Origin of the sequence: Fundidesulfovibrio magnetotacticus (genome assembly GCF_013019105.1) — a bacterium.
In the GTDB taxonomy this organism is placed as follows: Bacteria; Desulfobacterota; Desulfovibrionia; order Desulfovibrionales; family Desulfovibrionaceae; genus Fundidesulfovibrio; species Fundidesulfovibrio magnetotacticus.
The window spans coordinates 192,148-217,149 of the sequence record NZ_BLTE01000002.1 but is presented as its reverse complement, the minus strand read 5'-3'; the positions used below and the strand labels follow the sequence as shown (position 1 = coordinate 217,149).

Here is a 25,002-nt window from a genome sequence, read left to right as displayed (position 1 = left end):
GCCTGACCGCATTACCATACCAAATTGGTCAGAAAGGAATTGGTGCACTCTGCAATACACCTCCTCGGAAGGTAGGAAAACGGCGGCTTGACAGAGTGTTCCCGGAAGCGTAGGCGGCATATACCTGAGTTCCAAAGTATCTTGCCCTCCCTCAACGGCGCAGCCAATGCGCCAGGGCAGGAAGCTTCGGGGCCGGGGTCCCCGGCTGGCGACGCACAGGGCAGTGAGGGCCTGCACGCGACAGACGGGAGGGGGTGGGGGGACACCGGTCCGCTTTCGTAGCGGTCCGCTTGCCGCAACGCGGCGTACGACCCGCCGGACGCGCGGAGCCGGGAGGCTCCAGGGCGGCCGGGCGGGCACGTCAGCGCGCGCCCCATCATCCACTCCATGTGAATTCGTGCACAATCCGTCCCGGGCAGGGGCGGAAAGCAGTTGGCGGCCGGTCGCCCTGGCGTCCGGCAAGGCGACGTAGGCCCATCACTTTTGAAAGGAGACGCCATGTACGCATTCGTGAACGGTCCATTGGTATGGATTGCCTTCGCCGTGTTCGTCGTGGGCAGCTTGTGGCAGGTCATGAGCCTCTACAAAATGTCCAAGCGCACGGACAAGGTCTTCTACGACCACTACAACCCCGGAGCGGCCCGCGCCTCCGTGTGGGCTTGGCTCATGCCCCTGGGGTCGCGCCCCCTGCGCGAAAGCCCGGCCACGGCCCTGGGCTTCTTCGTGTTCCACGTCTGCCTTATCCTCACCCCGCTCTTCGCGCTGGGCCACGCCGTCACCTTCGAGTTCAACCGGGGCATCCACTGGCCGAGCCTGCCCGACGGCCTCACCGACGTGCTCACCCTGCTCTTCCTGGCCTCGGCCCTGTTCATGCTGGGCCGCCGCTTCGTGCTGCCCCACGTGAAGATCGTCACCGAGCCCAAGGACTACTTCGTCTGGTGCGTCACCTTCCTGCCGTTCCTGACGGGCTTTCTTGCCTACCACAAGATGCTGCTGCCCCCGGACCAGATGCTCTTCCTGCATGTGCTCTTCGGCTGCATGATGCTCATCCTGCTGCCCTTCACCAAGCTGGCCCACGCGTTCCTGTTCTTCCTGACGCGCGCCTTCATCGGCAGCGAATTCGCCCGCCGCGGCACCAAGACCTGGTAGGAGACGCCATATGTCCGATCAAAAGCCCGTCAACGCCGAAGAGATCATGGCGGTCATCGAGCGCAACGACACCGCTCGCCTGCGCGCCTGGCTCAAGACCTGCATGTCCTGCGGCCTGTGCTCCGAGTCCTGCTTCTTCTACCTGGCCAACGACAACAAGCCCGAGTTCATGCCCCAGTACAAGGCCAGGGTCACCCTGGGCGAGCTGATCAAGAAGAAGGGCAACGTCTCCCGCGAGCAGCTCCAGGAGATGAAGGAAGTGGCCTGGGGCCGCTGCACCATGTGCCGCCGCTGCTCCCAGTACTGCCCCTTCGGCATCGAGATCGCCCTGATGATCAACATCGCCCGCCAGTGCATGCGCACCCAGAACGTGTGCCCCGACAGGCTCATGACCATCGACCAGTCCTACGTGGAGTTCGGCAACCAGATGTCGATCCCCGACGAGGAATTCGTCGAGACCTGCGAGTGGATGGCCGAGGAAGGACAGGACCGCCTCAAGGACCTGGAAATCCCCATCGACAAGGAAGACGCGAACATCATGTTCGTGGTGAACTCCCGCGAGCCCAAGTACTACCCCCAGGACATCCAGGAAGCGGCCATGGTCATGCACGCCGCCGGCGAGAACTGGACCATGCCCTCCCACGGCTGGGAAGCCACCAACCTCTCCATGTTCTCGGGCAACCTCAAGGTGGCCGGGCAGGTGACCCAGACCCTCTACGACGCCGCCCAGAAGCTGCGCGCCAAGAAGATCTGCATCACCGAGTGCGGCCACGCCTACCGCGCCGCCAAGTACGAAGGCCCCTACTGGACCAAGCAGCCCAATGGACAGGCCCCCGTGGAAGTCACCCACGCCGTGAAGCTCTTCCACGACTACCTGAAAGAAGGCCGCATCAAGCTCAAGCACAAGTTCAAAGAACCCATGACCTACCAGCACCCGTGCAACCTCTCGCGCTCCGGCGACCTGGGCGCGTACGGCGACGGCCTCATGGAGATGCTCTGCGACAACTACGTGCCCATGCAGCCCGACGCCGAGTGGAGCCACTGCTGCTGCGGCGGCGGCGGCTTCATCCCCATGGGCGCCGACTACAAGAAGATCCGCATGGTGGCGGGCAAGGTGAAGGCCGAACAGATCAAGAAGACCGGCTGCAAGTACGTGCTGGTGCCCTGCCACAACTGCACCGACCAGATCAACGACCTCAACAAGGAATACGATCTGGGCATCAAGGTCATGAGCTTCAAGGAACTCATCTGCGAACTCATGGATCTGCCGCCGCACATGCAACCCGGAGACGAGGAGGAAGCTGAATAATGCGCCGCTCCCAACTGCTCACCGCGCTCTTCGCGGCTCTCCTGACCTGCGCCTTCTCCCTGGCCGCCCTGGCCCAGAGCGACGGCATGAAGATCAACAACGCCAAGGCCTACAAGGCCAAGGAACGCGGCGTGGTGGTCTACAACCACGACAAGCACACCGGCTACGGCCTCAAGTGCACCGACTGCCACCACAAGTACGACCCCAAGCAGCCCGGAAAGAACCTCTGGACCGAGGGCGACGAGACGGCCTGCGCCTCCTGCCACGCGGGAGCCAAGCCCACCAGCTCCATCGGCCTCCAGCAGGCCTACCACAAGCAGTGCTGGGGCTGTCACGAGAAGATGCCCGCCGACAAGAAGCTCAGTTACGGACCGCGCTCCTGCGCCGGGTGCCATGAAGTGAAGTAGACCGACGCATTTGGCCGGGAAGTCCCCATCCCCGCCGCCCCGGCTTCCGGAGAAACTTGAGACACCGGAAGCCGGGGCCTTTTCGTGCGCTTGTTCCAGAGTGGAACAAGCGCACGTCCGTATTCGGAGGGACGGTTGCGCGGTGAAGCCGGACGTGCATCCGCAGCAGGCAGGCCCGACCTCTTGGGCGGAGTCTGGTCGGGTGGCAAGCCTGTCAGACGGCAGAATACCAAAGGTTGCAAGGCATGGCGGCGTCTTGGCGATCACCCGCCAGGGATGCCTTGGAGTGCTTCAACCCCGGGTGCTGCGTGCGGCGAATGGGCGCGCCCATTCCGCTGAAGCTGGCCTTTGCGCGGGGCCGGATCGAGAAAGTGTCTTCCTGGCCATGGGGTTGACGCATTGGCCGTGACGTCGTGAAGGCGAAGGCTGAAACGCTTGCGGGCAGATCCCGTGGGGCTCTTGGAGAGCCAAGGACAATCGTCCGAGCATGCAACCCTCTGGAAGAATGCATGTTTGCCTTGATGGTGGGGCGCTGTGGAGCATGGCTCAATACTACCAATATGGTATGAATATGTTGTGGTCGAACGTATTATCTGCTCCAAAAGTGTCCGGTTTTGCGGGCCCTCCGCAGGGGCAGGGGCCGGGAAGCCAGGGAGGGAGCGGGCTGGCGGCATTGTCCCAACTTTCACGAACTTCTTGACGAAGCTCTTGCATGTGTTCTAGTTCCACTGGGAAATCGTTTTCTGGCCAGCTGTTTACAGCAGCGCCGCGTTGCCTGGGGGGTGGGGTCCCGGATGGCGCGGGTTCAGGCGTTCAACCCTAGAGGCAAGGACGGGTGCGTATGGTGAAACGTGTTTCCAGGTCACGCTGGGGCAGAGTCTGTCTCCTGGCCCTGACGCTTACGCTGGCAGCGGCCCTTTTGGCCGGGCTGGAAGTGGGCGAGGGCAGGCAGGCCAAGGCGCAATCGCCCCAGATCGTCATGAGCGGAACCGCCATCGGCGGGAAGCCCGGACAGGGTCCCCTGTCCAAGGCGGTGTTCAACCATCAAAAGCACGAGGCCGCGGTTTCCAACTGCGATTCCTGCCACCACACGGGCTCGCAGGAAGCCTGCTCCACGTGCCACACCAGCCAGGGCTCCCCGGACGGCGGCAACGTCCAGCTTTCCCAGGCCATGCACTCCGCCACCTCCAAGTTCTCCTGCGTGGGCTGCCACTTCCAGGCCACCAAGAAGGCCAACTGCGCCGGATGCCACCAGGGCATCGCGCCCGGCCCCAAGGACGCCTCCTGCGCGACCTGCCACAAGGACCCCAAGGCCCCGGCCGCCCAGCCCGCCAAGCTGGCCCAGCCCGACACCGTGGACATCGGCTCCATCTCCAAGAAGTACATGCCCGTGTCCTTCAACCACTCCGCCCATGTGGACTACCTGAAGGCCGCCGCCAAGGGCGACCTGGCCAAGGCCTTCCACTCCGAGGCCGGAACCCTCTGCCAGGGCTGCCACCACAACACCCCGGCCGACATGGTTCCCCCCAAGTGCGGCACCTGTCACGGCAAGGCCAATTCGGCCGACGAGCCCAAACGTCCCGGCCTGATGGCCGCCTACCACATCCAGTGCATCCAGTGTCACAAGGCCATGGGCGTGGAGCCCGTCGCCGCCACGGACTGCAAGGGATGTCACGCGCCCAAGAAATAACGAGGTACCCATGAATCGCAGACACTTCCTGGGACTCGCCGGCGCGGCCACGGCCACTGCCCTGACCGGACAGGCCAACGCGGCAGGCGGGCACTCCTTCAACGGCTATCCCAACTCCTACGGCGTGCTCTTCGACGCGAGCCGCTGCATCGGCTGCCGCCAGTGCGAACTGGGCTGCAACCAGATCAACTCCGAAAACGTCACCAAGCCCTGGACCACCCTGCCCAAGAAGGACCCCAAGTCCTTCGAGGACACCAAGGGCATGAACGACAAGGCCCGCACCGACGCCACCATGTACACCCTGGTGAACAAGTACATGCCGGCTGCCGCGGGCGGCAAAACCCCGGTCTACAAGAAAGCCCAGTGCTTCCACTGCAAGGAGCCGGCCTGCGCCTCGGCCTGCTTCGTCAAGGCCTTCACCAAGACCCCCGAAGGCGCGGTGGTCTACGACGGCTCCGTGTGCGTGGGCTGCCGCTACTGCATGGTGGCCTGCCCGTGGAACGTGCCCGCCTACGAGTACGACAAGCTCATCCCCTACGTGCAGAAGTGCCACATGTGCCATCCGCACATCAAGGCGGGCAAGGCCAAGCTCCCGGCCTGCGTGAGCTCCTGCCCCATGGAAGCCCTGGTGTGGGGCAAGCGCGAAGACCTCATCAAGGAAGCCTGGGCCCGCATCGGCCAGGTGCCCGGGCGCTACATCCCCCACGTCTACGGCGAACGCGAGATGGGCGGCACCAACTGGCTCTACATCTCCAGCGTGCCCTTCACCCAGATCGGCCTGCCCGAGAACGTGGGCAACACCCCCGCTCCCGAGCTGACCTCCGGCGCCCTGGGCCTCGTGCCCCTGGTGGCCTGCCTCTGGCCCGTCCTGCTGGGCGGCATCTGGCAGATCACCAAGTGGAAGGACAAGCGCGCCGAGGACGAGAAACAACAAGCCGTGGCCGAGGCCCTCGCCGCCGAACGGGCCAAAAAGTAAAGGAGACCGACCATGAGCCATCACGGTCACGGCGCTGAGCCGGTCATTCTGCCGCCGAGCGGGGCCTGGGACGTCATCAAGAGTCTCATGAACCCCGTCACCTACCTGAAGTTCGCCAAGGAGCACCCCATCCTTTCGGCCATCTTCGTGGTGGGCGTGTTCGTCACCATCAACCGCTTCTTCATCGGCGGCCTGGCCAAGACGACCAACCTCGACAACAACAACCCCTGGGGCATCTGGATCAGCTTCGACCTGCTCTGCGGCGTCGCGCTGGCCGCCGGCGGCTACACCACCACCTGCGCCGCCCTGATCTTCAACATCAAGGGCTTCCGCACGGCGGTGAAACCCGCCATCCTCACGGCGTTTCTCGGCTATGCCTTCGTCGTCTACGCGCTGCTCTACGACGTGGGCCAGCCCTGGAAGCTGCCCTATCCCGTGTTCGTCTCCCAGGGCACCAGCTCGGTCCTCTTCGAAGTGGGCCTGTGCGTCATGCTCTACGTCACGGTGCTGGCCATCGAGTGGCTGCCCAACTTCACCGACTGGGTGGGCTGGCAGAAAATCAGCCACATCATCCACAAGGCCACCATCGCCCTGACCATCATGGGCATCGTGCTCTCCACCATGCACCAGTCCTCGCTGGGCATGCTCTATCTGATCGCGCCCACCAAGATGCACCCCCTGTGGTACACCCCGCACCTGCCCCTGCAGTTCTTCATCTCTTCGATGGTCGCGGGCATGTCCATGGTCATCTTCGAGGGCACCATCTCGCACCACTACATGCACAGCCGCATGAGCTCCGAGTACAACAACGACCATGACGGCGTCATGTTCATGTTCGCCAAGGCGTGCTCCATCGTGCTCTTCGGCTACTTCTTCATGAAGTGGGTCCCCATTGCCGGGGAACACAAGTGGGCCTACCTGCTCGACGGCAAGTTCGCCCTCATGTGGTGGGCCGAGATGCTGGGCTTCGTCGCGCTGCCCTGCTTCCTCTACGCCGTGGGCTACCGCTCGAAGAACACCGGCACCATCAAGGCTGCCGCCACCATCTCGGTGCTGGGCATCGTGTTCAACCGCTTCAACGTGTCCTGGTTCGCCTTCAACATCAACCTGACTCCCGACCAGCGGTACTTCCCCTCGGTGCAGGAGATCATCGTGTCGGTGTTCGTGGTCACCCTGATCATCCTGTGCTTCCGCTTCATCTCGAAGTACATGGCCATCTTCTCGGACCACCCGGCCTACAAGGACCACCACTAGGAGCATCTCCATGGAATTCCACGTCTATCACGACCAGATGGTCTTCGCCAAAGCGGCCGCCTACATCCTGATGGCCGTCGCCCTGGCCTGCGCCGTGGGCTGGTGGAAGTTCCTCACGGGCAAGGAGCCCAAGGAAAAGAACCACCACTAGAACCCGGCCCCCGGGCTGCAACCTTGGGCCGCGCGGCGAACGCCGCGCGGCCCTTTCGTTTCGCGGGCAGAACGTTCCGCGCGGCGGACCAACGGGATTCGGCTTGACAAAATGCGTCAAACGGGTGGATTCTCCGGTGTTTCCGAGAACATCAACCGTTTGGAGGACCGCATGACCAGAGTGCTTCCGCTCCTGGCCCTGCTGCTGGCTCTGGCCGTCAACGCGCTGGCCGAGCCCGTGGCGAGCCCCATCCCCATCGGCGTGGCCGTGGCCACCACCAGCAACGTGGCCCTGTTCGGCGAGGAGCAGGTCAACGGCGCGAAAATCGCCGAGGCCGTCCTCAACGCCAAGGGCGGCGTCAACGGCACGCCCTTCAAGATCCTCTACCAGGACACCGCCGGCGACGAAGCCGGGGCCATCAACGCCTTCCAGAGCCTGATCACCGCCAAGGTGGTGGGCATCGTCGGCCCCACCCTGACCCAGCAGGCCTTCGCCGCCGACCCCATCGCCGACCGCGCCAAGGTGCCCGTCATCGGCCCCTCCAACACCGCCAAGGGCATCGCCCAGATCGGGCCTTACGTGGGACGCGTCTCCGCCCCCATGACCGACGTGGCCCCCAACTCGCTCAAGTACGTGCTCTCCGTGGACCCCAAGATCAAGAAGGTGGCCGTCATGTTCGCCCAGAACGACGCCTTCTGCACCTCGGAGACCGGCATCTTCCAGGAAGCCATCAAGAACCTGGGCCTTGAGACCGTCACCATCCAGAAGTTCCAGACCACCGACACCGACTTCACCACCCAGGTCACGGCCGTGCTGGGCGCGGGCGCGGACATGGTGGTGATCTCCGGCCTGGCGGCCGACGGCGGCAACCTGGTGAAGCAGCTCCGCCAGCTGGGCTACCAGGGCCCCATCGTGGGCGGGAACGGCTTCAACTCCACCAACATGCTCCCCGTGTGCGGCCCGCTCTGCGAGGGCATCCTGGTGGCCCAGGCCTACAGCGCCCAGGCCGACAACGCCGTGAACAAGCTCTTCGTGGAAAAGTACCAGGAAGCCTACAAGAAGATGCCCCCCCAGTTCGCCGCCCAGGCCTACGCCGCGGTGCAGGTGGTGGTGGAGGCCCTGGCCAAGGTCGAGAAGGACTCCGGCAAGAAGATCACCGCCATGGAGCTCGCCGAGGTCCGCGAACTGCTCAACAAGAACCTCCAGAACGCCACCTTCCTCACCCCCATGGGCGAAATCGCCCTGGACGCCGACGGCGAGGTGCACCAGAAGACCTTCTTCGTCTCCCAGATCAAGATGAACCCCGACGGCAAAACCGGGGCCTACGTGATCGTGAACAAATAGTCCGCTCCGGGGCCGGGCGACGCTTCGCCCGGCCCCTTCCCGCTCCGGCGGGAGAGGCGAAACCTCCTAGCACATCCGGCCCACAATCATGTCCTTAGCCTGGTTCCTCCAGAATCTCCTCAACGGGCTCTCCATCGGCAGCGTCTACGCCGTGTTCGCCCTGGGCTACACCCTGGTGTTCTCCATCCTGGGCATCATCAACTTCGCCCACGGCGCGGTGTTCACCCTGGGGGCCTACCTCACCTACGTGCTGGCCGTGGGCCAGTTCGGCCTGAACGGCCTCCTGGCGGGCGTGGCCCTGCCCTTCAAGCTGCCCTTCGTGCCCGCGCTCCTGCTGGGCGCGGCGCTCTCGGGCCTGGCGGGCATGGCCGTGGAGCGCCTGGCCTTCCGCCCCCTGCGCCGCAGAGGGGCCGACGCCCTGCTGGCCCTGGTCTCCAGCCTGGGCGTGGCGCTCATCCTGGTGAACCTGATCCAGTACCTCTTCGGGGCGGAGATCTACTCCTTCCCGCCCGACGTGTTCGGCTCGCTGCCCCCGGCCATGATCTTCAAGGTGGGCGGCAAGATGGTGGCAGTGCGCACCGTGCAGGTGATTCTCTTCGGCGTGAGCCTCGTCATGCTCCTGGCCCTGGTGTGGTTCATCCACTACACCGTGAAAGGCAAGGCCCTGCGCGCCACGGCCGAGAACCCGGACACCGCCGCGCTCCTGGGCATCGGCGTGGACACCTTCATCCTGGGCACCTTCTTCATCTCCGGGGTGCTGGGCGGGCTCTCGGGCACGCTCATCGGCGTGAGCTTCGGGCTGGCGGGGCCGTATTTCGGCGTGGCCTACGGGCTCAAGGCCCTGGCGGTGATCGTGCTGGGCGGCCTGGGCTCCATCCCCGGCGCGGTGGTGGGCGGACTGGTGATCGGCCTGGCCGAGGCCTTCCTGCCCCCGGACATGTCCTCCTACAAGGAGGCCGTGGCCTACGTGCTCCTCTTCGCCGTGTTGCTCGTGCGGCCCCAGGGCCTCCTGGGCGCGCATGTGGAGCAGAAGGTCTAGGCCATGGAAGAATTCGTCGCGCGTTACGGCTTTCTCTTCGTCGCGGTGGTGCAGCAGGCCCTCCTGGGGCTTTCGCTCTATTTCCCGCTCATGGCCGGGCAGCTCTCCCTGGCCAGCATCGGCTTCTACGCCCTGGGCGGCTACGTGGCCGCCGTCATGGGCACGCACCCGGCGCTGGCCCCCCTGCGCGACGCCCTGGGCTTCATGATCTACCCCGTGCAGTGGCTGGCGGCCCTGGCGCTCTCGGTGGCGCTGGGCGTGGCCCTGGGCTATCCGGCCCTGCGCCTGCGCGGCATCTACCTGGCCCTGGCCACCATCGCCTTCGTGCAGGTGGTGGGCGTGGCGGCCCTGAACATGCCCGTCACGGGCGGGGCCGTGGGCATCTTCGGCATCCCGCAGCCGTTCGAGTCGCGCCTGGCCTACATCTGGTTCTTCGGGCCGCTGCTTCTGCTCACGCTGGCGCTCATCCACCGCCTGGAGCGCTCCGGCGCGGGCAGGCTCTTCTTCTCCATCCGCGAGGACGAGCTGGCCGCCCGGGCCATGGGCGTGGACGTGACCTTCCGCAAGGTGCAGGCCTTCGTCACCGGGTGCGCCTTGGCGGGCGTCACCGGAGCCATGAGCGCGCCCTTCCTGAACACCTGGAACGTGCGCCAGGGCACCTTCGACGCCGCCGTGGCCTGCCTGGCCTATGTGCTCATCGGCGGCTCGCGCTCCAAGTGGGGGGCGCTCCTGGGGGCGGCCCTGCTGGTGAGCCTGCCGGAGATCCTGCGGCCCCTGAAGGATTCGCGCATGATCCTGAACGGCGTGGTGCTCGTGCTGGCCTGCGTCTACATGCCCCGGGGCATCGCGGGCCTTCTGTCCGGGAGGGACAAATGAGCGCCGTGTTGGAAGTGCAGGGGCTCTCCAAGAGCTTCGGCGGACTCATGGCCGTGATGGGCGTGGGCTTCACCGTGCAGGAGGGTGAGATTTTCGGGCTGATCGGCCCCAACGGGGCGGGCAAGACCACCCTCTTCAACATGCTCACCGGGCTCACCAGGCCCAGCGCCGGGACCGTGCGCTTCCAGGGCCGGGACATCACCGGGGCCGACCCGGCCCAGGTGGCGCGCCTGGGCATGGCGCGCACCTTCCAGAACATCCGGCTCTTCGCGGGGCTTTCGGTGCTCGACAACGTGCGCGTGCCCCTGCACGCCACGTCCGACGCCTCCTTCTGGGGCGGCCTCTTCGGCTCGCGCGGCTCACGCGCCCACGAGGCCAGGGCCCTTGAGCGCGCCCGCGAGCTGGTGGCGTACGCGGGCCTCGCCGGGCGCATGGACGCCCAGGCGGGCAGCCTCTCCTACGGGGAGCGCCGCCGCCTGGAGATCGCCCGCGCCCTGGCCCTCTCGCCCAAGCTTTTGCTCCTGGACGAGCCCGCCGCCGGGCTGAACCCTTCCGAAAAGCAGGACCTCTCCCGCTTCATCCTGGACATCCGCGACCGCTTCGGGCTCACGGTGCTCTTCATCGAGCACAACGTGCCCATGGTGATGGGGCTGTGCCGGTCGGTGGCGGTGCTCAACTTCGGGGAGCTCATCGCGGTGGGCGCGCCCGACGCCGTGCAGGCCGACCCGGCCGTGATCGAGGCCTACCTGGGGGAGTCCGACGATGCTTGAACTCGACGACGTCACCCTCTGCTACGGCGCGGTGCAGGCCGTGCGCGGGGCCTCCCTGCGCGTGGAGCAGGGCGAGATCGTCACGCTCATCGGAGCCAACGGGGCGGGCAAGACCACCATCCTGCGCGCGGTCTCGCGCATGATCTCACCCCGCTCGGGCGTTGTGCGCTTCGAGGGGCGCGACCTCGCCGGGCTCACGCCCGACCGCCTGGTGCGCCTGGGCATGAGCCACTGCCCGGAGGGCAGGCAGGTGCTGGCCCGCCAGAGCGTGCGCGACAACCTGATCCTCGGGGCCTACGTGCGCACGGACAAGGACGCCGTTCAGGAGGACCTGGAAAAGGCCTTCCAGCTTTTCCCGCGCCTGCGCGAACGCGCCTCCCAGCTTGCGGGGACCCTCTCGGGCGGCGAGCAGCAGATGCTGGCCATCGCCAGGGCCATGATGTCGCGGCCGAAGCTCCTGCTCATGGACGAGCCCAGCCTGGGGCTCGCGCCCATCATCGTGCGCGAGATCTTCGAGATCATCCAGGGCCTCAACGCCCAGGGCGTGACCATCCTCCTGGTGGAGCAGAACGCCCACCTGGCCATGAAGACCGCGCACCGCGCCTACGTGCTGGAGGCAGGTTCCATCGTGGCCCACGGCGACGCCAAGGAACTCGCGGGCGACCAGCGAGTGCGCAAGGCCTACCTGGGCTGATCCGGCCGTGAAGCTCTCGCCCCCCTTGCGCCGCGACCACGCGCTCTCCCTCGGAGGAGGATGACGGGATGACCGCAATGCTCCACCACGACGCACGTTCACTGGGACGCCGGACCCTGGGCCTCCTGTCCGAGGCGCTCCTGGTCCTGGCCCTTAGCGCGGCGGGGGCCTGGATGGCCCTGGGCATCCACGGCGTGCACGACTACCAGGACTTCAGCTCCTACATGGCCGGGGGCATGGCCTTCGTGCTCCAGGGCGCGGAGCCCGACATGCCCGTGGCCGTGGAGGATCTGGACCGGCCGGGCAGCGCGGGCAGGTTCACGGGCTACCCCAACAAGCTCTTTCAGCTCACGCTGGGGCTCTATTCCGTCACCCTGGCCCCGGACCGGCAGCCCTCGTCCATGGCCCTGCTGTCCTGCGCCGTGCTCCTGGCGGCCAACGGCCTCTTCTGGTTGCTGGCGCGCCTGCACTGCGGGCCGACGGCCTCGGCGCTGGTGCTGGCCACGCTTAACCTGGCCTGGCCTTTCCGGCTTTACGGGCTCACCATGGTGCGCCCCCTCTCGGACCCATACCTCATGGCCATGGTCTGCGCGGCTGCCTTTCTGGCCGTGCGCAGGGGGGTGGCGTGGGCCGGTCCGGCCATGGGCGTCGGGTTTCTCTTCCGCGCCCAGGCCATCCAGGTGCTGCCCTTCGTGCCGCTGCTGGACGCGCGGGCGTCCAAACGCTCCGTGGCGCTCTATCTTGGCGTGTTCGCGGCCGTCATGCTCCTGGAGAACGCCCTCTTCGGACTGTTTTTCCAGCTGGAACCCAAGGGTTCCAGCACAGGATTCTATGCACGGACGTTTTTCGCGTCCATCGACGTGGCTCTGGCCAAGACCGCCCTGCCGCGCACCATCGCCATGGTCTGGAACGAGCCCATGCTCCACGGGCTGGCCGTGGTGGCGGCCTTCCTGGGCGCGGCGCTCTTCTCGCGCAGGCTCCTGGACGCCACGCGCAGGCTGTCCCGCTTCGCGCTCTGCGTGGCGGGCATGGCCTTCTTCGGGTGGTTCGTCATGTCGCTCAGCATGACGGACGGGCAGGCGCCGCGCTATTTCATCTACGGCATGCCCTTCGCACTGCTGGCCGCGCTCCTGGCCGCGCGCGACATGGCCTTCGGCCCGCAGGGGTCGCCCGGCCGCGCCGCCGCGCCCTGGTTGGCGGGGGGCGCCTGGCTGGCTGTGGCGGGGCTGCTGGCCCTGGCTGTGCTGCCCTATCCCCCTGCCGACGTGGCCCGCAAGTTCCGCCAGTCCGACATGGCCTGCTCCGCCGGACCGCTGGCCGTGCCGGCCGGGGCCGTGGTGGGGTGTCCGTCGCTCCAGGAGGCGTTTCGCGCTTCCGCCATCCTGGGCGCGCGGGCCGTGTTGCTGCCCGCCTCCTACGAAGCATTCCGGCAGGGCACGCGCAACGCGGCGCTCGATTTCCTGCTCGTTCCGGAGAGCACCGCCTATTTCCCGCAGCACCAGGGATGGGCCGAGGCCGCCAAGGCCCAGGAGCTGCGCGACAACGCGGGGAACACCTTTACACGCGTCTGCGACTACCACCTCTTCGGGCTGCACACGCCCTTCGGGGTCTACCGTCGGGAAAGCGTCCCCGCACGCCTCGCCGCGCCGTGACCGCCACGCCGGACGCACGGAGAACTCCATGCCTCAACTGATCGCTCTGATACCCGCCTACAAGCCCAGCCCCGAGGTGGTGCGCATCGCTTCCGAGCTGGCGGCTTCCGGACTCTTCGGCGAGGTGGTGGCGGTGGACGACGGCAGCGGGCCGGAGAGCTCCGCCATCTTTGACGCCCTGGCGGCCCTGCCCGGCGTTACGCTCCTGCGCCACGCGGTGAACCTTGGGAAGGGCGCGGCCCTCAAGACGGGCTTCAACCACGTGCTCTGCAACCACCCCCATTGCGCGGGTGTGGTCACCCTGGACGCCGACGGCCAGCACCTGACGGCGGACGCACTGGCCGTGGGGCGCTCGCTCCTTGAGCACCCCGACGCCCTTGTGCTGGGGGTCCGCGCGTTCTCGGGCGACGTTCCCCTGCGCAGCCGCTTCGGCAACGAGTGCACACGGCGCATCTTCGCCTTCCTCACGGGCCGGAGCGTCTCGGACACCCAGACGGGCCTGCGCGGCATACCGCGCGCGTTGCTGGCGCCGCTTCTGCGCATCGCCGCCACACGCTACGATTTCGAGCTGGAGATGCTTGTGCGCGCCGTGGAAGGCAAGATCGAATTGGTGGAGACCCCCATCAGCACCGTCTACCTTGAAGGCAACGCGTCATCCCATTTCAATCCGCTGTTGGACTCGTTCAAGGTCTACTTCGTCTTCACGCGCTTTCTCTCCGTTTCGCTGGTGTCCTTCCTTGGAGACTATCTGCTCTACGTGATCCTTCTTGCCGTGTTCCGACCCGATCCGGTGGTGCTCCACGTGGTGCTGCGCGCCTTCACGTCGCTGGGCAACTTCGTGCTGAACAAGTACTACGTATTCAAGAGCGACCGGCCTTTCATGCGCGAATACGTTGCGTACCTCGTGACGGCGGGCGTCGTGCTGCTGGTCACCACGAGCCTCATGGTGCTCTTCACCGGCTATTACGGCCTGAGCCCGGCCCTGGTGAAACCCCTGGCCGAGCTGTTCGGCTTCTTCACAAGCTTCGCCGTGCAACGCCTGCTGGTGTTCGGCGAGGACAGGGACAACGCCTGACGGGGCAATCATGTACGACAAAGACTACTATCGGGGCAAAAATTCGGGCTATGTGCTGAGCTACGACATCCTGCGCCATCCGTTCTTCTGGCGCGATGAGCTGGCCACCCTGGCCCGGTTCAAGCCGCGCGGACGGCTCCTGGACATCGGTTGCGCCTTCGGCCACTTCCTGGCCGCGGCGGGCGACGCCTACGAGCGCTACGGACTGGACGTCTCCCCCGACGCCGTGGAGCGCGCCCGCGCCGAGCATGGCGGCAGCATCCGCTTCGAGGTCCGGGATTTCGCGGCCCAGGACGTTCCCTACCCGGGGACCTTCGACGTGGTGACCATGTTCAACGTCATCGAGCACTTCGAGGACCCGGCGCCGGTGCTGGCGCGGCTGGCGTCCTTCCTCTCCCCCGGCGGGATCGTCTTCCTGCGCTTTCCGTTCCGCGATCCGCCCTTCTGCCGCGACAAATACCATTTCTACCGGCCGCTGGAAGAGTGGAAGCGGATCATCGGGCAGCACCTGCGCATCGTGCACGCCCGCACGTGGTTCACCCTTTGGGGCAAGTGCTCCAGCGTTCCCATGCCTGCCGCGCTCTCCAACTTCGTATCCCTGGTGGCCACGGGCCGCTGACCGGGGCGGTCCTTGGCCTGCTGCACGCAAAAGCCCCGGCGAGCGTCGCTCGCCGGGGCTGTTTCGTCCATGCGCGAAGGCCGCGTTCAGCGCAGCAAGGAGGCCACGAAGCTGGCGCCGCGCTTCTTGTGTGCGCATTCGGGGCACAGCTCCAGGGTCAGACGGGCGCTGTCGGCCTGGCCGCCCAGGCGCTGGCGCAGGTGCTCCAGGTATTCCCCGGCGGGCAGGGGCGCGCCGCACTCGGGGCAGCTGGGCGTGGCGTGCTCGCTAATGGAGTGGCCAGTGAAGGCGATGGCCGTCTCGCCCTTGCCAAGCACCAGGCTCATGGCTCCGGTGGGGCAGATGCGCGTGCAGGCCCCGCAGCCCACGCACTTGTCCGTGGGCCGGTCGAAGTCCTCGAAGACCAGGCGGCCACCCACCTCCTTGAAGCGCAGGGCGTCGCCACCGGCCTCGGAGCAGACCAGCTGGCACAGGCCGCAGCCTATGCACACGTCGCAGCGCAGGCAGCGGCGAGACTCGGTGACGGCCATCTCCTGGTCCAGGCCCAGCTCCACCAGCTCGAAGTTGCCCTGGCGGGCGCTCACCGGGATCATGGGGATCTCCGGGCGGTCGTGTTCGGCCCAGCCGCAGCCGCGCGGCGAACAGACGATCTCGCGTTCCAGCCGGGGCTTGGGCAGGGCCAGGGAGGGATCGAAGGCCCGGCCTTCCAGATGGGCGTCGATGGCCAGGGCGGCGCGTTTGCCGTCGCGGATGGCCTCCACCACGGTGGCCGGTCCCTGGGCCGCGTCGCCGCCTGCGTAGACGCCGGGGCGGTCCGTGGCCAGGGAGACGGGGTCGATCTGGATGGTCTTCCACTTGGTGAGGCACACGTCGCCCAGGGTGCCGTCGGAGCCCCTGGTGAAGGACTCGTCGCAAAACTGGCCGATGGCCGAGATGATCATGTCGCAGGCGATCACGCGCTCGCTGCCGGGCTTGGGTTCGGGGCGGCGGCGGCCCGAGGCGTCGGGCTCGCCCAGGGCCATGGTGACCACCTCCATGCCCGCGAGCCTGCCGCCTTCGCCCACGAGCCGCGTGGGGGCGGCCAGGAAGGTGAAGTGCACGCCCTCGTGCTCGGCCTCTTCCACCTCCTCCACGGCGGCGGGCATCTCGGTGCGGGAGCGGCGGTAGACCACGCGCACCTCCTCGGCGCCCAGGCGCACGGCGGTGCGGGCGCAGTCCATGGCCGTGTTGCCGCCGCCCACCACCACGACCTTGCGTCCGATGGCAGGCTTGCGGCCCAGGCCCAGCTCCACCAGGAATTCCGTGCCAGAGACCACGCCCGTGAGCAGGCGCTCGCCGTCGAGCCCCAGGGCGCGGCTGGACCAGGCTCCCAGGGCCAGGAACACCGCGTGGAAGCCCTGGGCCTCCAGTTCGGCCAGGGTGAAATCGCGCCCCAGGGCCTTGCCGGTGGCCACCTCGACGCCCAGGCCGGTCACGGTGGCGATCTCGCGGTCCAGGATGGCCTTGGGCAGGCGGTATTCGGGGATGCCGTAGCGCATCATGCCGCCGAGCTTGGGCATGGCCTCCAGAATGGTGACGGCGTGCCCCGCGCGGGCCAGGAACGAGGCGCAGGCCAGACCGGCGGGGCCTCCGCCCACCACGGCCACGCGCCTGCCAGAGGGGGCGGGGGCGGTGGTCACGGGGTAGTCCTTGTCCTGGGCGAAGAGGGCGCGTGCCGAAACGGCCTTCATGGCCCGGATGTGGATGGGCTTGTCCACCTTGCCGCGCAGGCAGACCTTTTCGCAGGGCGCGGGGCAGATGAGCCCGCAGGAGTAGGGCAGGGGGTTGTCCTGCACCATGACTGCGGCGGCCTTGGCGTGTTCGCCGCGCCCGGTGAGCGAGAGGAAGCTGGGGATGTCGATGCCCGCTGGGCAGCGCTCCTGGCAGGGGGCCACGCGGCGGGCCTGACAGGCCCCGGTTTCGCAGCGCCCGGCGGCGTGGGCCTGCCACTGTTCCGGAAAGGCCGCCAGGGCCGAGCCAAGGGTGTGCGCGGCCTTGAGCCCGGCGTCGTCCAGGAGCTTCGCGCACTGGGTGAGCTCTTCGAGCTCCTCGCGTCCGCCCCGGCCCAGGGAGAGCAGGGCGGCCAGGCGGGCGCAGCGCGCCAGGAGCACGCGGTGAGGGTGGCCTTCGCGCACGGCGGAGCGCCGCCAGTGCTGGTAGAGGGCCTGGCGGGTCAGGTCCACGGGACATTCGCCCTTGGCCAGGGCGCGCGCGCCGTGGGGCGCGGGTGCGAGCCCCCGGGCGGCCAGGTCCTCGGGGTCCAGGATAAGGGGCGTGTCCGGCGCGGCGAAGCCCGAGAGGCCTTCGTCCAGGACCGCCAGGCCTTCCAGGCCCAGGGCCTGGCGCAGGTCCGCGCCTTCGGGGAGTTCAACGAGCCTGCCGCCGTGCTCCAGGGGAATGCCCGCCGCCTGCCCGGCCAGGGCCAGGGGCAGGCGCGTCCAGGCGGCCAGCGAGAGGGAGAAGGCATCGGGGTTCAGGGCCATGGGCGGCACGTCGGGGGAGGGCGGCTCCACGTGGGTCTCCAGGACGATGCCGGGGGCCGCGCCGGGGTCGGCGAGTGAGGCGGCCAGGGCGTCCAGGGCCTGCCGTACAATGCCAGCCAGGCCCTCGCGGCCGGGGGAGACGATCAGGTGCAGGCGCTGGCGGCCCAGGGCCAGTGCGGCCAGTGCCAGGCCCCGGGCCAGGCGTTGGGGGTGTTCGCGCGCGGCCAGTTCGGGGAGCAGTCCCGTGGGGCAGGCCTCGCGGGCGTCGGCAACCAGGATGCCCTGCCTTCCGCGCTGGGCGCTCCATGCGAGCCAGACGGGCCAGCAGGGGAGCGCGAGGTCGCGCTGGTCGCTCCGCTTGATTGATTGGAGGGTCATGGCGGGGTCGTGCGCGGCCATGCGCGCCAACGAGGCGAAGTCCTCGGCAACGGGGTGGTCGGGGGAAGGCATGGGGAGTCTCCGGGCGGCCCGGGGGGCGTTCCCGGGCGGTTGGGATTGGCGGCGAAAGGCCTGGCAGGCGAGGCGTCCGGGCCGGGGGGAGGAACCGGCGGCGGTTTGCCGGGTGGGCGTCAGTCTCCTTTGGAGAACACTTTGTTGCGACCGGCGAGTTTGGCCTGGTACATGGCCTCGTCGGCGGCGTTGATCAGGCGTTGTTCCAGGGAGTCCTTCCAGGCGTCGTCGAGGCAGGCCACGCCCAGGCTCACGGTGAGGGTGATGCCGGAGTTGAGGATTTCGCCGTCCACGTCGCGGATGATGAAGTTGTAGGTCTCGATGCGGTGGCGGATGTGCTCGGCCAGCGCGACGGCCTGCTTGAGGGCCATGTCCTGGGCGATGACGGTGAACTCCTCGCCGCCGTAGCGGGCGCTCAGGACCTTGCCGCCGCGTTCCTCGACCTGTTTCTGGCAGTCGCGGATCACGGAGGCCACGGCGTTGAGGGCCTGGTCGCCGATGAGGTGGCCGTGGAGGTCGTTGAAGGCCTTGAAGTGGTCCACGTCGACCATGAGCACGCACAGGGGGGTCTTGCGGGCGCGGGCCCCGGCCACGGCCTTGGCCAGGGCGTCCTCGAAGGCGCGGCGGTTTGCCAGACCCGTGAGGGCGTCGGTGAAAGAGAGCCTGGCCAGGTTCTCCGCGTCCTGCTCCATGTAGCGGACCACGTCGGTGAAACCCTTGCGGATGTCTTCCAGGAGGGCGTCCAGGTCCTTGCCGCTCTGCACGTTCTCCACGGTTTCCTGGCCCAGGGATTCGATGTCGCCTTTGCGCTTGAGGATGATGCCCCGGGAATCCCCGATGGCGCGGGAGAGGTCGTTCAGGGCGTTCTGGAGCTTGGTGCGCCAGGGCGCGGAGAGGATGGCCTCGGTTTTGCGGGAAATGTCGTCGAAGCGCGTTTCCGTGAGGTCGCCCTCCTTGAGCACCTGGACGACCAGGGCCTGGATCTGGCGCTTCTGCTCGGGAGTGTAGATGTCGTAGTCGCGGATGGAGCGCATGAACAGGATGAGCGCCCGCCACTTGGAGTTGCGGGGCACCCCCAGGCGGTCCAGCGTCTCGCAGATGCCGTCGAAACAGCGTTTCCCTTCAGGATTGACAGGCGCATGGGACTTCATGCCTATCCGATAGCCCATAGCAACGGCCTTGCCAAGCCCCCGCGTGGGGCGCCGAGTCATTGATCCGCCAGCCTGCGCGGTGCGAGGCTGGCGCGGGGTGTATGCTCCCGCCTGCGGGCGGCGCCTGGGAGGCTCCCGTGAGGGGCAGCGACCGGCCGCGCCAGCCAGTGCGGGAGGCGCGGCTTGCGCCCGGGCGGACTCGCGACGCGGCGGCCGCCCGCGCCGTCCGGGCGGGCTTGGGGCTTGCCCGCCCGGACGCGCCGCTACTTCCAGCCCAGGCTCACCCGCGAGGGGCCGCGCACCGCCGTGACGGCCATGGACGCCCCGCCCTGGGACTCCACGATCTCGCCGCCCTTGAGCAGCACGTCGCGCCCGATGTCGGGGTTGGTCACCCAAGCCTGTCCTTCCAGGCAGGCCACGCGCGCCAGGCGCTGGCCCTCCAGCACGGCGGTCTGGCCCGGCGCGAGCGTCACCACTGCGCGCCCGCGCGGGGTCAAGGCGAAGAGCAGGCGCTGGACGAAGGCCGAGAACGCGTTGGGAAACAGGGCGTCGCGCGCGTCGTCGGCCAGGCCGCGGGACTCGCAGGGCCAGTTGCGGGGGGTGGATTCGTATGCCATGGGATGCCTCCTTGTTTTCGCTTTTCGTCAACCAGAATAACTGTTACCGGAACAGACACAGATCAAACGAATTTCGACCGGAGCAGATCAGGTGCAGCCCGAGTCCTACCGCTACGAGACCGTGCGTCAGAGCGTGCTGGAGCAGATCGAGTCCGGCGGGCTCAAGCCCGGCGACAAGGCGCCCTCCCTGCGTCGCCTGGCCCAGCGCATGCGCGTGAGCCTCTCCACGGTGCTTCTGGCCTATGGCCAGCTGGAGAGCGAAGGCGTGCTGGAGGCCCGCCCCAAGTCGGGGTATTTCGTGCGCGCCCGGCAGAAGCGCCTGCCCTTGCCCCGGGTGAAGTCCTGCCCGGACGAGTTCCCCGAGACGCTCAACCGCGCCCGGCTCATCGGGAAGCTCCTGGAGAACATGGCCCGGCGCGACCTGGTGCCCCTGGGCGTGGCCCGCACCGACGAGGCCCTGCTCCCCCTGGCGCAACTCAACCGCATGCTGGCCCAGACCCTGCGCGACGAAGGCGAGCGCACCGGCTACTACGGCCCCGTGCCGGGCCTGGAGTCCTTGCGGGTGCAGATCGCCTCCCACTGCCTGGACGCGGGCATCGAGTGCGGCCCCTCGGGGGTGGTGGTCACCAACGGGGCCATGGAGGCCCTGCACGTGGCCCTGCGCTCCGTGACGCGCCCGGGCGACACCGTGGCCATCGCCTCGCCCACCTACTACTGCTTCCTCCAGCTCCTGGAGAATCTGGGCCTGCGGGTCATCGAGGTGCCCTCGCGCCCCGGCGAGGGCGTGCGACCGGCCGACCTGGCCCTGATCACGGAGCGCTTCCGCGTGGCGGCCTGCGTGCTCACCCCCAACTTCAACAATCCCGACGGCGCGCTCACCCCGGACCCGGCCAAGGCCGAGATCGTGGAGATCCTCGCCCGCACGGGCACGCCCCTCATCGAGGACGACGTCTACGGCGACCTGCACCACGGCCCCGAGCGCCCCCGCTGCTGCAAGAGCTACGACCGAGAGGGCCTGGTGCTCCACTGCTCCTCGTTCTCCAAAAGCCTCTCCCCGGGCTACCGCGTGGGCTGGCTCATGCCCGGCCGGTTCCTGGACAAGGCCCTGGAGATCAAGGCCACCGTGAGCGTGGCCACCGCCACCCCCACCCAGATGGCCGTGGCCGAGTTCCTGCGACAGGGCCTGATGCACCGCCACCTCAAGCGCCTGCGCCCGGCGCTCAAATCCATGATGGACAACATGCTGGGGCTCATCGAGCGCCACTTCCCGCCCGGCACGCGCGCCACCCGGCCCTCGGGCGGCACGGTCTGCTGGGTGGAACTGCCCGGCGGCGGGGACGGCGTGGAGTTCATGCGCCTGGCCATGGACGCGGGCATCAGCGCCGCGCCCGGGGCGCTCTTCTCCTCCCAGGGCTGCTTCCGGCGCTTCGTGCGCCTCTCGGCGGGCGTGCGCCAGGGGCCGGAGCTGGAGGCCGCCGTGAAGACGCTGGGACGCATCGCCTGGGAACTTTCCGACGCAGGACATGAAACCCCTGCTAGCGAACCCTGGGAAAACGATCCAATCGCAATGCCTGAAGCCCTGCTTAAGGATTCGTGAAGCCATGGAATTCCACCACCTGCGCACCTTCGTCGCCGTGGCCGAGGAGGGCAACCTCTCGCGCGCGGCCGAGCGTCTGAACCTCTCGCTCCCGGCCGTGAGCGCCCACGTGAAGAGCCTGGAAGAGGAGCTGGGCGTGAGCCTCTTCAACCGCTCCGCCCGGGGCATGGAACCCACCGGCGCGGCAAGGCGGCTCTGCGAGACCGCCCGCGACGCCCTCTCCCGCGCCCAGGACCTCTTCGCCCAGGCCCGCAGCCTGCGCGGCGAGGCGGCAGGAGACATCGTGCTCTCCCGCAACACCGACCCGGAGTTCCTGCGCCTGCCCCGCATGCTGGCCGTCCTGGGGCGCGAGCATCCCAGGTCCCTGGTCCACGTGGACTGCTGCGACTCCTACAACGTCGCCCAGACCCTGAAGGCGGGCAGGGTCCACGCGGGCTTCGCCTACGGCTGCTTCGACGACGAGCCGCAGCTGACTGCCCTGCCCCTGGGCATGGCCTGCGTGCGGGTGGTGGGGCCGCCCGCCTGGAGGGAACGGCTCGAACAGGCCGCCGTGAGCGATCTGGCCGCCATGCCCTGGGTCTGGTTCCACGAGCGCTGCCCCTTCGTGCTCATGGCCCGCGACCTCCTGGCCGAGGAGGGGACTCCGCCCAGGACGGCGGCCGTGATCAACGACGAGGACACCATCCGCTCCCTGGTGGCCTCGGGCATGGGGCTCTCGCTGCTGCGCGAGGACATGGCCCGCCCGGACAATCCGGGGCGGGAGCTGGCCGTGTGGCCCGGGGGGGCGCTGGGCATTCCCATCAACCTCGTGGCGCTCACGAAACGGCTCCACGAGCCCGAGGTGAAGGCCGCCCTGGACGCTGCCGCCGAGGCCTGGGGCCTGGACCGCGCGGCCCGGGCGGCGTCCGAGGGGACGGTCCGGGGGAACGCCCCGGACACGGCCCCGGAGGCGGGCGGGGAGGCGTGCGGCGCATGAGCCTCCCCTCCCACGGCGGCGACGTGGACGCCCTGGCCCGCGAGGCCGGGTGCGCGCCCGGCGACATCCTGGACTTCTCGGCCAGCATCAACCCCCTGGGGCCGCCCGAGTGGCTGCGGCCCGTCCTTTCGGGGGCCGTCTCGCGCCTGGCGCACTATCCGGACCCCCACTGCCGGGAGCTGCGCGCCCGCGCCCGGGAGCGCCACGGCGTGGACGAGGCGCGCGTCGTGGCGGGCAACGGCACCAGCGAGCTGCTCTTCGCCCTGGCCCGGGCCTGCGGGCTCTCAAACGCCCTGGTCCCGGAGCCTTCCTACGTGGACTACCGCCGCGCCTGCCTGGCCGCGGGCATGGACGTGGAGGGCCTGCCCCTGCGCCACGAGGACGCCCTGGCCCTGGACCCCGGGGCCCTGCGCGCCCGCCTGGCCGCCTCCGGCGCGCGCCGGGCCGTCTTCATCGCCCGCCCCAACAACCCCACGGGCCTGGACGTTCCCGCCCAGGACGTGCGCGGCCTGGCCCGGGAGTTCCCGGAACACCTCTTCGTTGTGGACGAGGCCTTCGGCTCCTTCGTGGAAGGCTTCGAGTCCCTGGCGGGGGAGGCTACGGGCAACGTGGCGGTGCTCCTCTCGCTCACCAAGATGTTCGCCGTGCCGGGGCTGCGGCTCGGCCTGGCCGTGATGGACGAGGCCCTGGCCGGGAAACTGCGCGCCGGGCTGGCCCCCTGGAACGTCAACGTGCTGGCCCAGGCCGTGGGCGAGCGCGCCCTCGCGGACCAGGACTTCGAGGAGCGCTCCCGCAAGGCCGCCGCGTCCCTGCGCGAGCCCCTGGCCCGGGAGCTGGCCGGGCTGCCGGGCGTGAGCGTCTGGCCCGGGCGGGCCAACTACCTGCTCTGCCGCCTGGAGCGCCCGGAGGTCCCGGCCCTGCGCGCGGCGCTTCTGAAACGGCGCATCGCCGTGCGCGACTGCTCCAACTTCGCGGGCCTGGACGCCCGCTTCTTCCGCGTGGCCGTGCGCCCCCAGGCCGACAACGAGCGCCTGCTGGACGCCCTGGCGGACCACCTGGACCCGGCGCGTCCCCGTCCGGCGCGCAGGCGTCCCACACCGGCGCTCATGGTGCAGGGCACCACCTCCAACGCGGGCAAGTCCGTGCTGGCGGCGGCCCTGTGCCGCATCCTGCGCCGCCGGGGGGTGCGCGTGGCCCCGTTCAAGGCCCAGAACATGTCGCTCAACTCCTTCGTCACGGCCCGGGGCGAGGAGATGGGCCGCGCCCAGGCGCTCCAGGCCCAGGCCTGCGGCCTGGCCCCCGAGGCGCGCATGAACCCGGTGCTGCTCAAGCCCTGCTCGGACACGGGCTCCCAGGTGATCGTCCTGGGCCGCCCCGTGGGGACCATGCGCGTGCGCGAGTACGTGGCCTACAAGCCCACGGCCTTCCGGGCCGCCAAGGAAGCCTACGACTCCCTGGCGGCGGACTTCGACGCCGTGATCCTGGAGGGCGCGGGCAGCCCCGCCGAGGTGAACCTCAAGGCCCACGACATGGTGAACATGGCCATGGCCAAGTACGCCCGCTCCCGGGTGCTCCTGGCCGGAGACATCGACCGGGGCGGCGTGTTCGCGGCCCTGGCGGGCACCATGGAGCTTTTGCCCGAGGACGAGCGCGCCCTGGTGGGCGGCTACGTGCTCAACCGCTTCCGGGGCGACCCCTCGCTGCTGGAGCCGGCCCACCGGTACATGCTCGACCTCACGGGAAAACCCGTGCTGGGCGTGGTCCCGGAAATCGCGGCGCTGGGGCTGCCGGAGGAGGACTCCGTGAGCTTCAAGGCCGGAATTTTCTGGTCCGGGAGTCTCGGGGCCGTGGGCCGCGAGCTGGACATCGCCGTGATCGACCTGCCCCACATCTCCAACTTCACCGACTTCGACGCCCTCTCCCGGGAGCCCGACGCGGGGCTGCGGGTGGTGCGTCGCGTGGCCGACCTGGGACGCCCCGACGCCGTGATCCTGCCCGGCAGCAAGAACACCCTGGCCGACCTGGCGGACCTGCGCGCCCGGGGCCTGGCCGACGCCCTGGCCGCCCTGGCCGCCGAAGGCGCGGAGATCGTGGGCGTCTGCGCGGGGCTCCAGATGCTGGGCCGGGAACTGAGCGACCCCACGGGCCTGGAATCGGGCCTGGGGCGCGCGCCGGGCCTGGGGCTTCTGGACCTGGCCACGGAGCTTCTGCCGGGCAAGACCCTGCGCCAGGCCCGGGCGCTCCACGCGGCCTCGGGCCAGATGATGGAGGGCTACGAGATCCACCACGGCGTCACGCGGGCCGGAAGCGGCGCGGGGCTCCTGGCGGCGCGCGAAGCGGACGGCCAGGCCGTGGCCTGGGGCGAGCCCGGGCGCGTGTGGGGCACCTACCTGCACGGGCTTTTCGACGCGCCCGGCTTCCGGGGCTGGTGGCTGGACGCTCTGCGCGCGCGCAAGGGCCTGCCCCCCCTGGAGCGCGCGGCCCTGCACGAGGCCGAAGGCAGCGTGGAGGCCGCCCTGGATCGCCTGGCCGACACGGTGGAGGCCGCCCTGGACATGGAAGCCGTCACGGCCCTCATGGGCCTTCGGTGAGCGCCGCTCCTCCAGCCCGGGCCGCGCGACACTTGAACAGCGACGGGGAACGGTCTAGATTCACCATGCACGGGGCCTCGCGCCCCGGCGGGC

General features: G+C 68.7%; 21 protein-coding genes. 18 read left to right on the top strand and 3 right to left on the bottom strand.

Annotation, left to right across the window (positions count from 1 at the left end; translation table 11 throughout):
• Positions 1-498: 498 nt before the first annotated feature.
• The 15 genes from NNJEOMEG_RS03975 (at position 499) to NNJEOMEG_RS03905 (ending at position 15,005) form a co-directional block, all read left to right on the top strand.
• On the top strand, positions 499-1,149 hold the full coding sequence (locus NNJEOMEG_RS03975) for a hypothetical protein (RefSeq protein ID WP_173081531.1): 651 nt from the start codon (positions 499-501) through the stop codon (positions 1,147-1,149).
• Between the two features lie 10 nt (positions 1,150-1,159).
• Positions 1,160-2,458: a (Fe-S)-binding protein gene (locus NNJEOMEG_RS03970; RefSeq protein ID WP_173081529.1), complete on the top strand. Its 1,299-nt coding sequence runs from the start codon at positions 1,160-1,162 to the stop codon at positions 2,456-2,458.
• Positions 2,458-2,865 carry a cytochrome c3 family protein gene (locus NNJEOMEG_RS03965; RefSeq protein ID WP_173081527.1) on the top strand — a complete coding sequence of 136 codons (408 nt, stop codon included), beginning with the start codon at positions 2,458-2,460 and terminating at the stop codon, positions 2,863-2,865. Before NNJEOMEG_RS03970 ends, NNJEOMEG_RS03965 begins: the two co-directional genes overlap by 1 nt.
• An 841-nt stretch (positions 2,866-3,706) precedes the next feature.
• A complete protein-coding gene (locus tag NNJEOMEG_RS03960) occupies positions 3,707-4,555 on the top strand; it encodes a cytochrome c3 family protein (RefSeq protein ID WP_173081525.1) in 849 nt (282 codons plus the stop codon).
• 10 nt (positions 4,556-4,565) lie between these two features.
• Complete coding sequence (hmcB, locus tag NNJEOMEG_RS03955) at positions 4,566-5,531, top strand: sulfate respiration complex iron-sulfur protein HmcB (RefSeq protein ID WP_173081524.1); 966 nt, start codon at positions 4,566-4,568, stop codon at positions 5,529-5,531.
• Between the two features lie 87 nt (positions 5,532-5,618).
• Entirely contained in the window at positions 5,619-6,785 is a 1,167-nt protein-coding gene (gene hmcC / locus NNJEOMEG_RS03950) for a sulfate respiration complex protein HmcC (protein WP_173081691.1), read from the top strand.
• Between the two features lie 10 nt (positions 6,786-6,795).
• Positions 6,796-6,936 carry a sulfate respiration complex protein HmcD gene (gene hmcD, locus NNJEOMEG_RS03945; protein ID WP_173081523.1) on the top strand — a complete coding sequence of 47 codons (141 nt, stop codon included), beginning with the start codon at positions 6,796-6,798 and terminating at the stop codon, positions 6,934-6,936.
• Positions 6,937-7,107: 171 nt separating this feature from the next.
• Positions 7,108-8,280: an ABC transporter substrate-binding protein gene (locus tag NNJEOMEG_RS03940; protein WP_173081522.1), complete on the top strand. Its 1,173-nt coding sequence runs from the start codon at positions 7,108-7,110 to the stop codon at positions 8,278-8,280.
• 88 nt (positions 8,281-8,368) lie between these two features.
• Positions 8,369-9,319, top strand: coding sequence for a branched-chain amino acid ABC transporter permease (locus tag NNJEOMEG_RS03935; RefSeq protein WP_173081521.1), 951 nt, complete (start codon positions 8,369-8,371; stop codon positions 9,317-9,319).
• Positions 9,320-9,322: 3 nt separating this feature from the next.
• A complete protein-coding gene (locus NNJEOMEG_RS03930) occupies positions 9,323-10,195 on the top strand; it encodes a branched-chain amino acid ABC transporter permease (protein WP_173081520.1) in 873 nt (290 codons plus the stop codon).
• On the top strand, positions 10,192-10,965 hold the full coding sequence (locus tag NNJEOMEG_RS03925; protein WP_173081519.1) for an ABC transporter ATP-binding protein: 774 nt from the start codon (positions 10,192-10,194) through the stop codon (positions 10,963-10,965). The genes NNJEOMEG_RS03930 and NNJEOMEG_RS03925 overlap by 4 nt, the downstream gene beginning before the upstream one ends.
• Positions 10,958-11,659 carry an ABC transporter ATP-binding protein gene (locus NNJEOMEG_RS03920; protein ID WP_173081517.1) on the top strand — a complete coding sequence of 234 codons (702 nt, stop codon included), beginning with the start codon at positions 10,958-10,960 and terminating at the stop codon, positions 11,657-11,659. Before NNJEOMEG_RS03925 ends, NNJEOMEG_RS03920 begins: the two co-directional genes overlap by 8 nt.
• 68 nt (positions 11,660-11,727) lie before the next feature.
• Positions 11,728-13,311, top strand: coding sequence for a putative hexosyltransferase (locus NNJEOMEG_RS03915; RefSeq protein ID WP_173081515.1), 1,584 nt, complete (start codon positions 11,728-11,730; stop codon positions 13,309-13,311).
• A 28-nt stretch (positions 13,312-13,339) separates the two neighbouring features.
• Positions 13,340-14,386, top strand: a complete 1,047-nt coding sequence (locus NNJEOMEG_RS03910) for a bifunctional glycosyltransferase family 2/GtrA family protein (protein WP_173081513.1) — start codon at positions 13,340-13,342, stop codon at positions 14,384-14,386.
• A 10-nt stretch (positions 14,387-14,396) separates the two neighbouring features.
• Positions 14,397-15,005 carry a class I SAM-dependent methyltransferase gene (locus tag NNJEOMEG_RS03905; RefSeq protein ID WP_173081510.1) on the top strand — a complete coding sequence of 203 codons (609 nt, stop codon included), beginning with the start codon at positions 14,397-14,399 and terminating at the stop codon, positions 15,003-15,005.
• An 86-nt stretch (positions 15,006-15,091) separates the two neighbouring features.
• Here NNJEOMEG_RS03905 and NNJEOMEG_RS03900 read toward each other — a convergent pair whose 3' ends face one another.
• The 3 genes from NNJEOMEG_RS03900 to NNJEOMEG_RS03890 form a co-directional block, all read right to left on the bottom strand.
• Complete coding sequence (locus NNJEOMEG_RS03900) at positions 15,092-17,977, bottom strand: FAD-dependent oxidoreductase (protein ID WP_173081508.1); 2,886 nt, start codon at positions 17,975-17,977, stop codon at positions 15,092-15,094.
• A gap of 119 nt (positions 17,978-18,096) precedes the next feature.
• Positions 18,097-19,128: a GGDEF domain-containing protein gene (locus NNJEOMEG_RS03895; RefSeq protein WP_173081506.1), complete on the bottom strand. Its 1,032-nt coding sequence runs from the start codon at positions 19,126-19,128 to the stop codon at positions 18,097-18,099.
• A gap of 263 nt (positions 19,129-19,391) precedes the next feature.
• Entirely contained in the window at positions 19,392-19,745 is a 354-nt protein-coding gene (locus tag NNJEOMEG_RS03890) for a DUF2917 domain-containing protein (protein WP_173081504.1), read from the bottom strand.
• Positions 19,746-19,836: 91 nt separating this feature from the next.
• Here NNJEOMEG_RS03890 and NNJEOMEG_RS03885 point away from each other — a divergent pair, with 91 nt between their 5' ends.
• The 3 genes from NNJEOMEG_RS03885 to NNJEOMEG_RS03875 are packed head-to-tail and all read left to right on the top strand — an operon-like array spanning position 19,837 to position 24,909.
• On the top strand, positions 19,837-21,342 hold the full coding sequence (locus NNJEOMEG_RS03885) for an aminotransferase-like domain-containing protein (protein ID WP_173081502.1): 1,506 nt from the start codon (positions 19,837-19,839) through the stop codon (positions 21,340-21,342).
• A 4-nt stretch (positions 21,343-21,346) separates the two neighbouring features.
• The gene (locus tag NNJEOMEG_RS03880) at positions 21,347-22,318 is read left to right on the top strand and encodes a LysR family transcriptional regulator (protein WP_173081500.1); all 972 of its coding nucleotides are present in this window, start codon (positions 21,347-21,349) and stop codon (positions 22,316-22,318) included.
• Positions 22,315-24,909: a cobyric acid synthase gene (locus NNJEOMEG_RS03875; protein ID WP_173081498.1), complete on the top strand. Its 2,595-nt coding sequence runs from the start codon at positions 22,315-22,317 to the stop codon at positions 24,907-24,909. The genes NNJEOMEG_RS03880 and NNJEOMEG_RS03875 overlap by 4 nt, the downstream gene beginning before the upstream one ends.
• Positions 24,910-25,002 lie beyond the last annotated feature (93 nt).

Excerpts from the sequence above, each read along its gene's own strand:
- NNJEOMEG_RS03880 (WP_173081500.1), top strand. The coding sequence starts at position 21,347 with ATGGAATTCCACCACCTGCGCACCTTCGTCGCCGTGGCCGAGGAGGGC.
- NNJEOMEG_RS03935 (WP_173081521.1), top strand. The coding sequence starts at position 8,369 with ATGTCCTTAGCCTGGTTCCTCCAGAATCTCCTCAACGGGCTCTCCATC.
- hmcD (WP_173081523.1), top strand. The coding sequence starts at position 6,796 with ATGGAATTCCACGTCTATCACGACCAGATGGTCTTCGCCAAAGCGGCC.
- NNJEOMEG_RS03975 (WP_173081531.1), top strand. The coding sequence starts at position 499 with ATGTACGCATTCGTGAACGGTCCATTGGTATGGATTGCCTTCGCCGTG.
- NNJEOMEG_RS03895 (WP_173081506.1), bottom strand. The coding sequence starts at position 19,128 with ATGAAGTCCCATGCGCCTGTCAATCCTGAAGGGAAACGCTGTTTCGAC.
- NNJEOMEG_RS03970 (WP_173081529.1), top strand. The coding sequence starts at position 1,160 with ATGTCCGATCAAAAGCCCGTCAACGCCGAAGAGATCATGGCGGTCATC.
- NNJEOMEG_RS03900 (WP_173081508.1), bottom strand. The coding sequence starts at position 17,977 with ATGCCTTCCCCCGACCACCCCGTTGCCGAGGACTTCGCCTCGTTGGCG.
- NNJEOMEG_RS03890 (WP_173081504.1), bottom strand. The coding sequence starts at position 19,745 with ATGGCATACGAATCCACCCCCCGCAACTGGCCCTGCGAGTCCCGCGGC.
- NNJEOMEG_RS03875 (WP_173081498.1), top strand. The coding sequence starts at position 22,315 with ATGAGCCTCCCCTCCCACGGCGGCGACGTGGACGCCCTGGCCCGCGAG.
- NNJEOMEG_RS03965 (WP_173081527.1), top strand. The coding sequence starts at position 2,458 with ATGCGCCGCTCCCAACTGCTCACCGCGCTCTTCGCGGCTCTCCTGACC.
- hmcC (WP_173081691.1), top strand. The coding sequence starts at position 5,619 with ATGAACCCCGTCACCTACCTGAAGTTCGCCAAGGAGCACCCCATCCTT.
- NNJEOMEG_RS03930 (WP_173081520.1), top strand. The coding sequence starts at position 9,323 with ATGGAAGAATTCGTCGCGCGTTACGGCTTTCTCTTCGTCGCGGTGGTG.
- hmcB (WP_173081524.1), top strand. The coding sequence starts at position 4,566 with ATGAATCGCAGACACTTCCTGGGACTCGCCGGCGCGGCCACGGCCACT.
- NNJEOMEG_RS03960 (WP_173081525.1), top strand. The coding sequence starts at position 3,707 with ATGGTGAAACGTGTTTCCAGGTCACGCTGGGGCAGAGTCTGTCTCCTG.
- NNJEOMEG_RS03905 (WP_173081510.1), top strand. The coding sequence starts at position 14,397 with ATGTACGACAAAGACTACTATCGGGGCAAAAATTCGGGCTATGTGCTG.
- NNJEOMEG_RS03915 (WP_173081515.1), top strand. The coding sequence starts at position 11,728 with ATGACCGCAATGCTCCACCACGACGCACGTTCACTGGGACGCCGGACC.
- NNJEOMEG_RS03910 (WP_173081513.1), top strand. The coding sequence starts at position 13,340 with ATGCCTCAACTGATCGCTCTGATACCCGCCTACAAGCCCAGCCCCGAG.
- NNJEOMEG_RS03940 (WP_173081522.1), top strand. The coding sequence starts at position 7,108 with ATGACCAGAGTGCTTCCGCTCCTGGCCCTGCTGCTGGCTCTGGCCGTC.
- NNJEOMEG_RS03920 (WP_173081517.1), top strand. The coding sequence starts at position 10,958 with ATGCTTGAACTCGACGACGTCACCCTCTGCTACGGCGCGGTGCAGGCC.
- NNJEOMEG_RS03925 (WP_173081519.1), top strand. The coding sequence starts at position 10,192 with ATGAGCGCCGTGTTGGAAGTGCAGGGGCTCTCCAAGAGCTTCGGCGGA.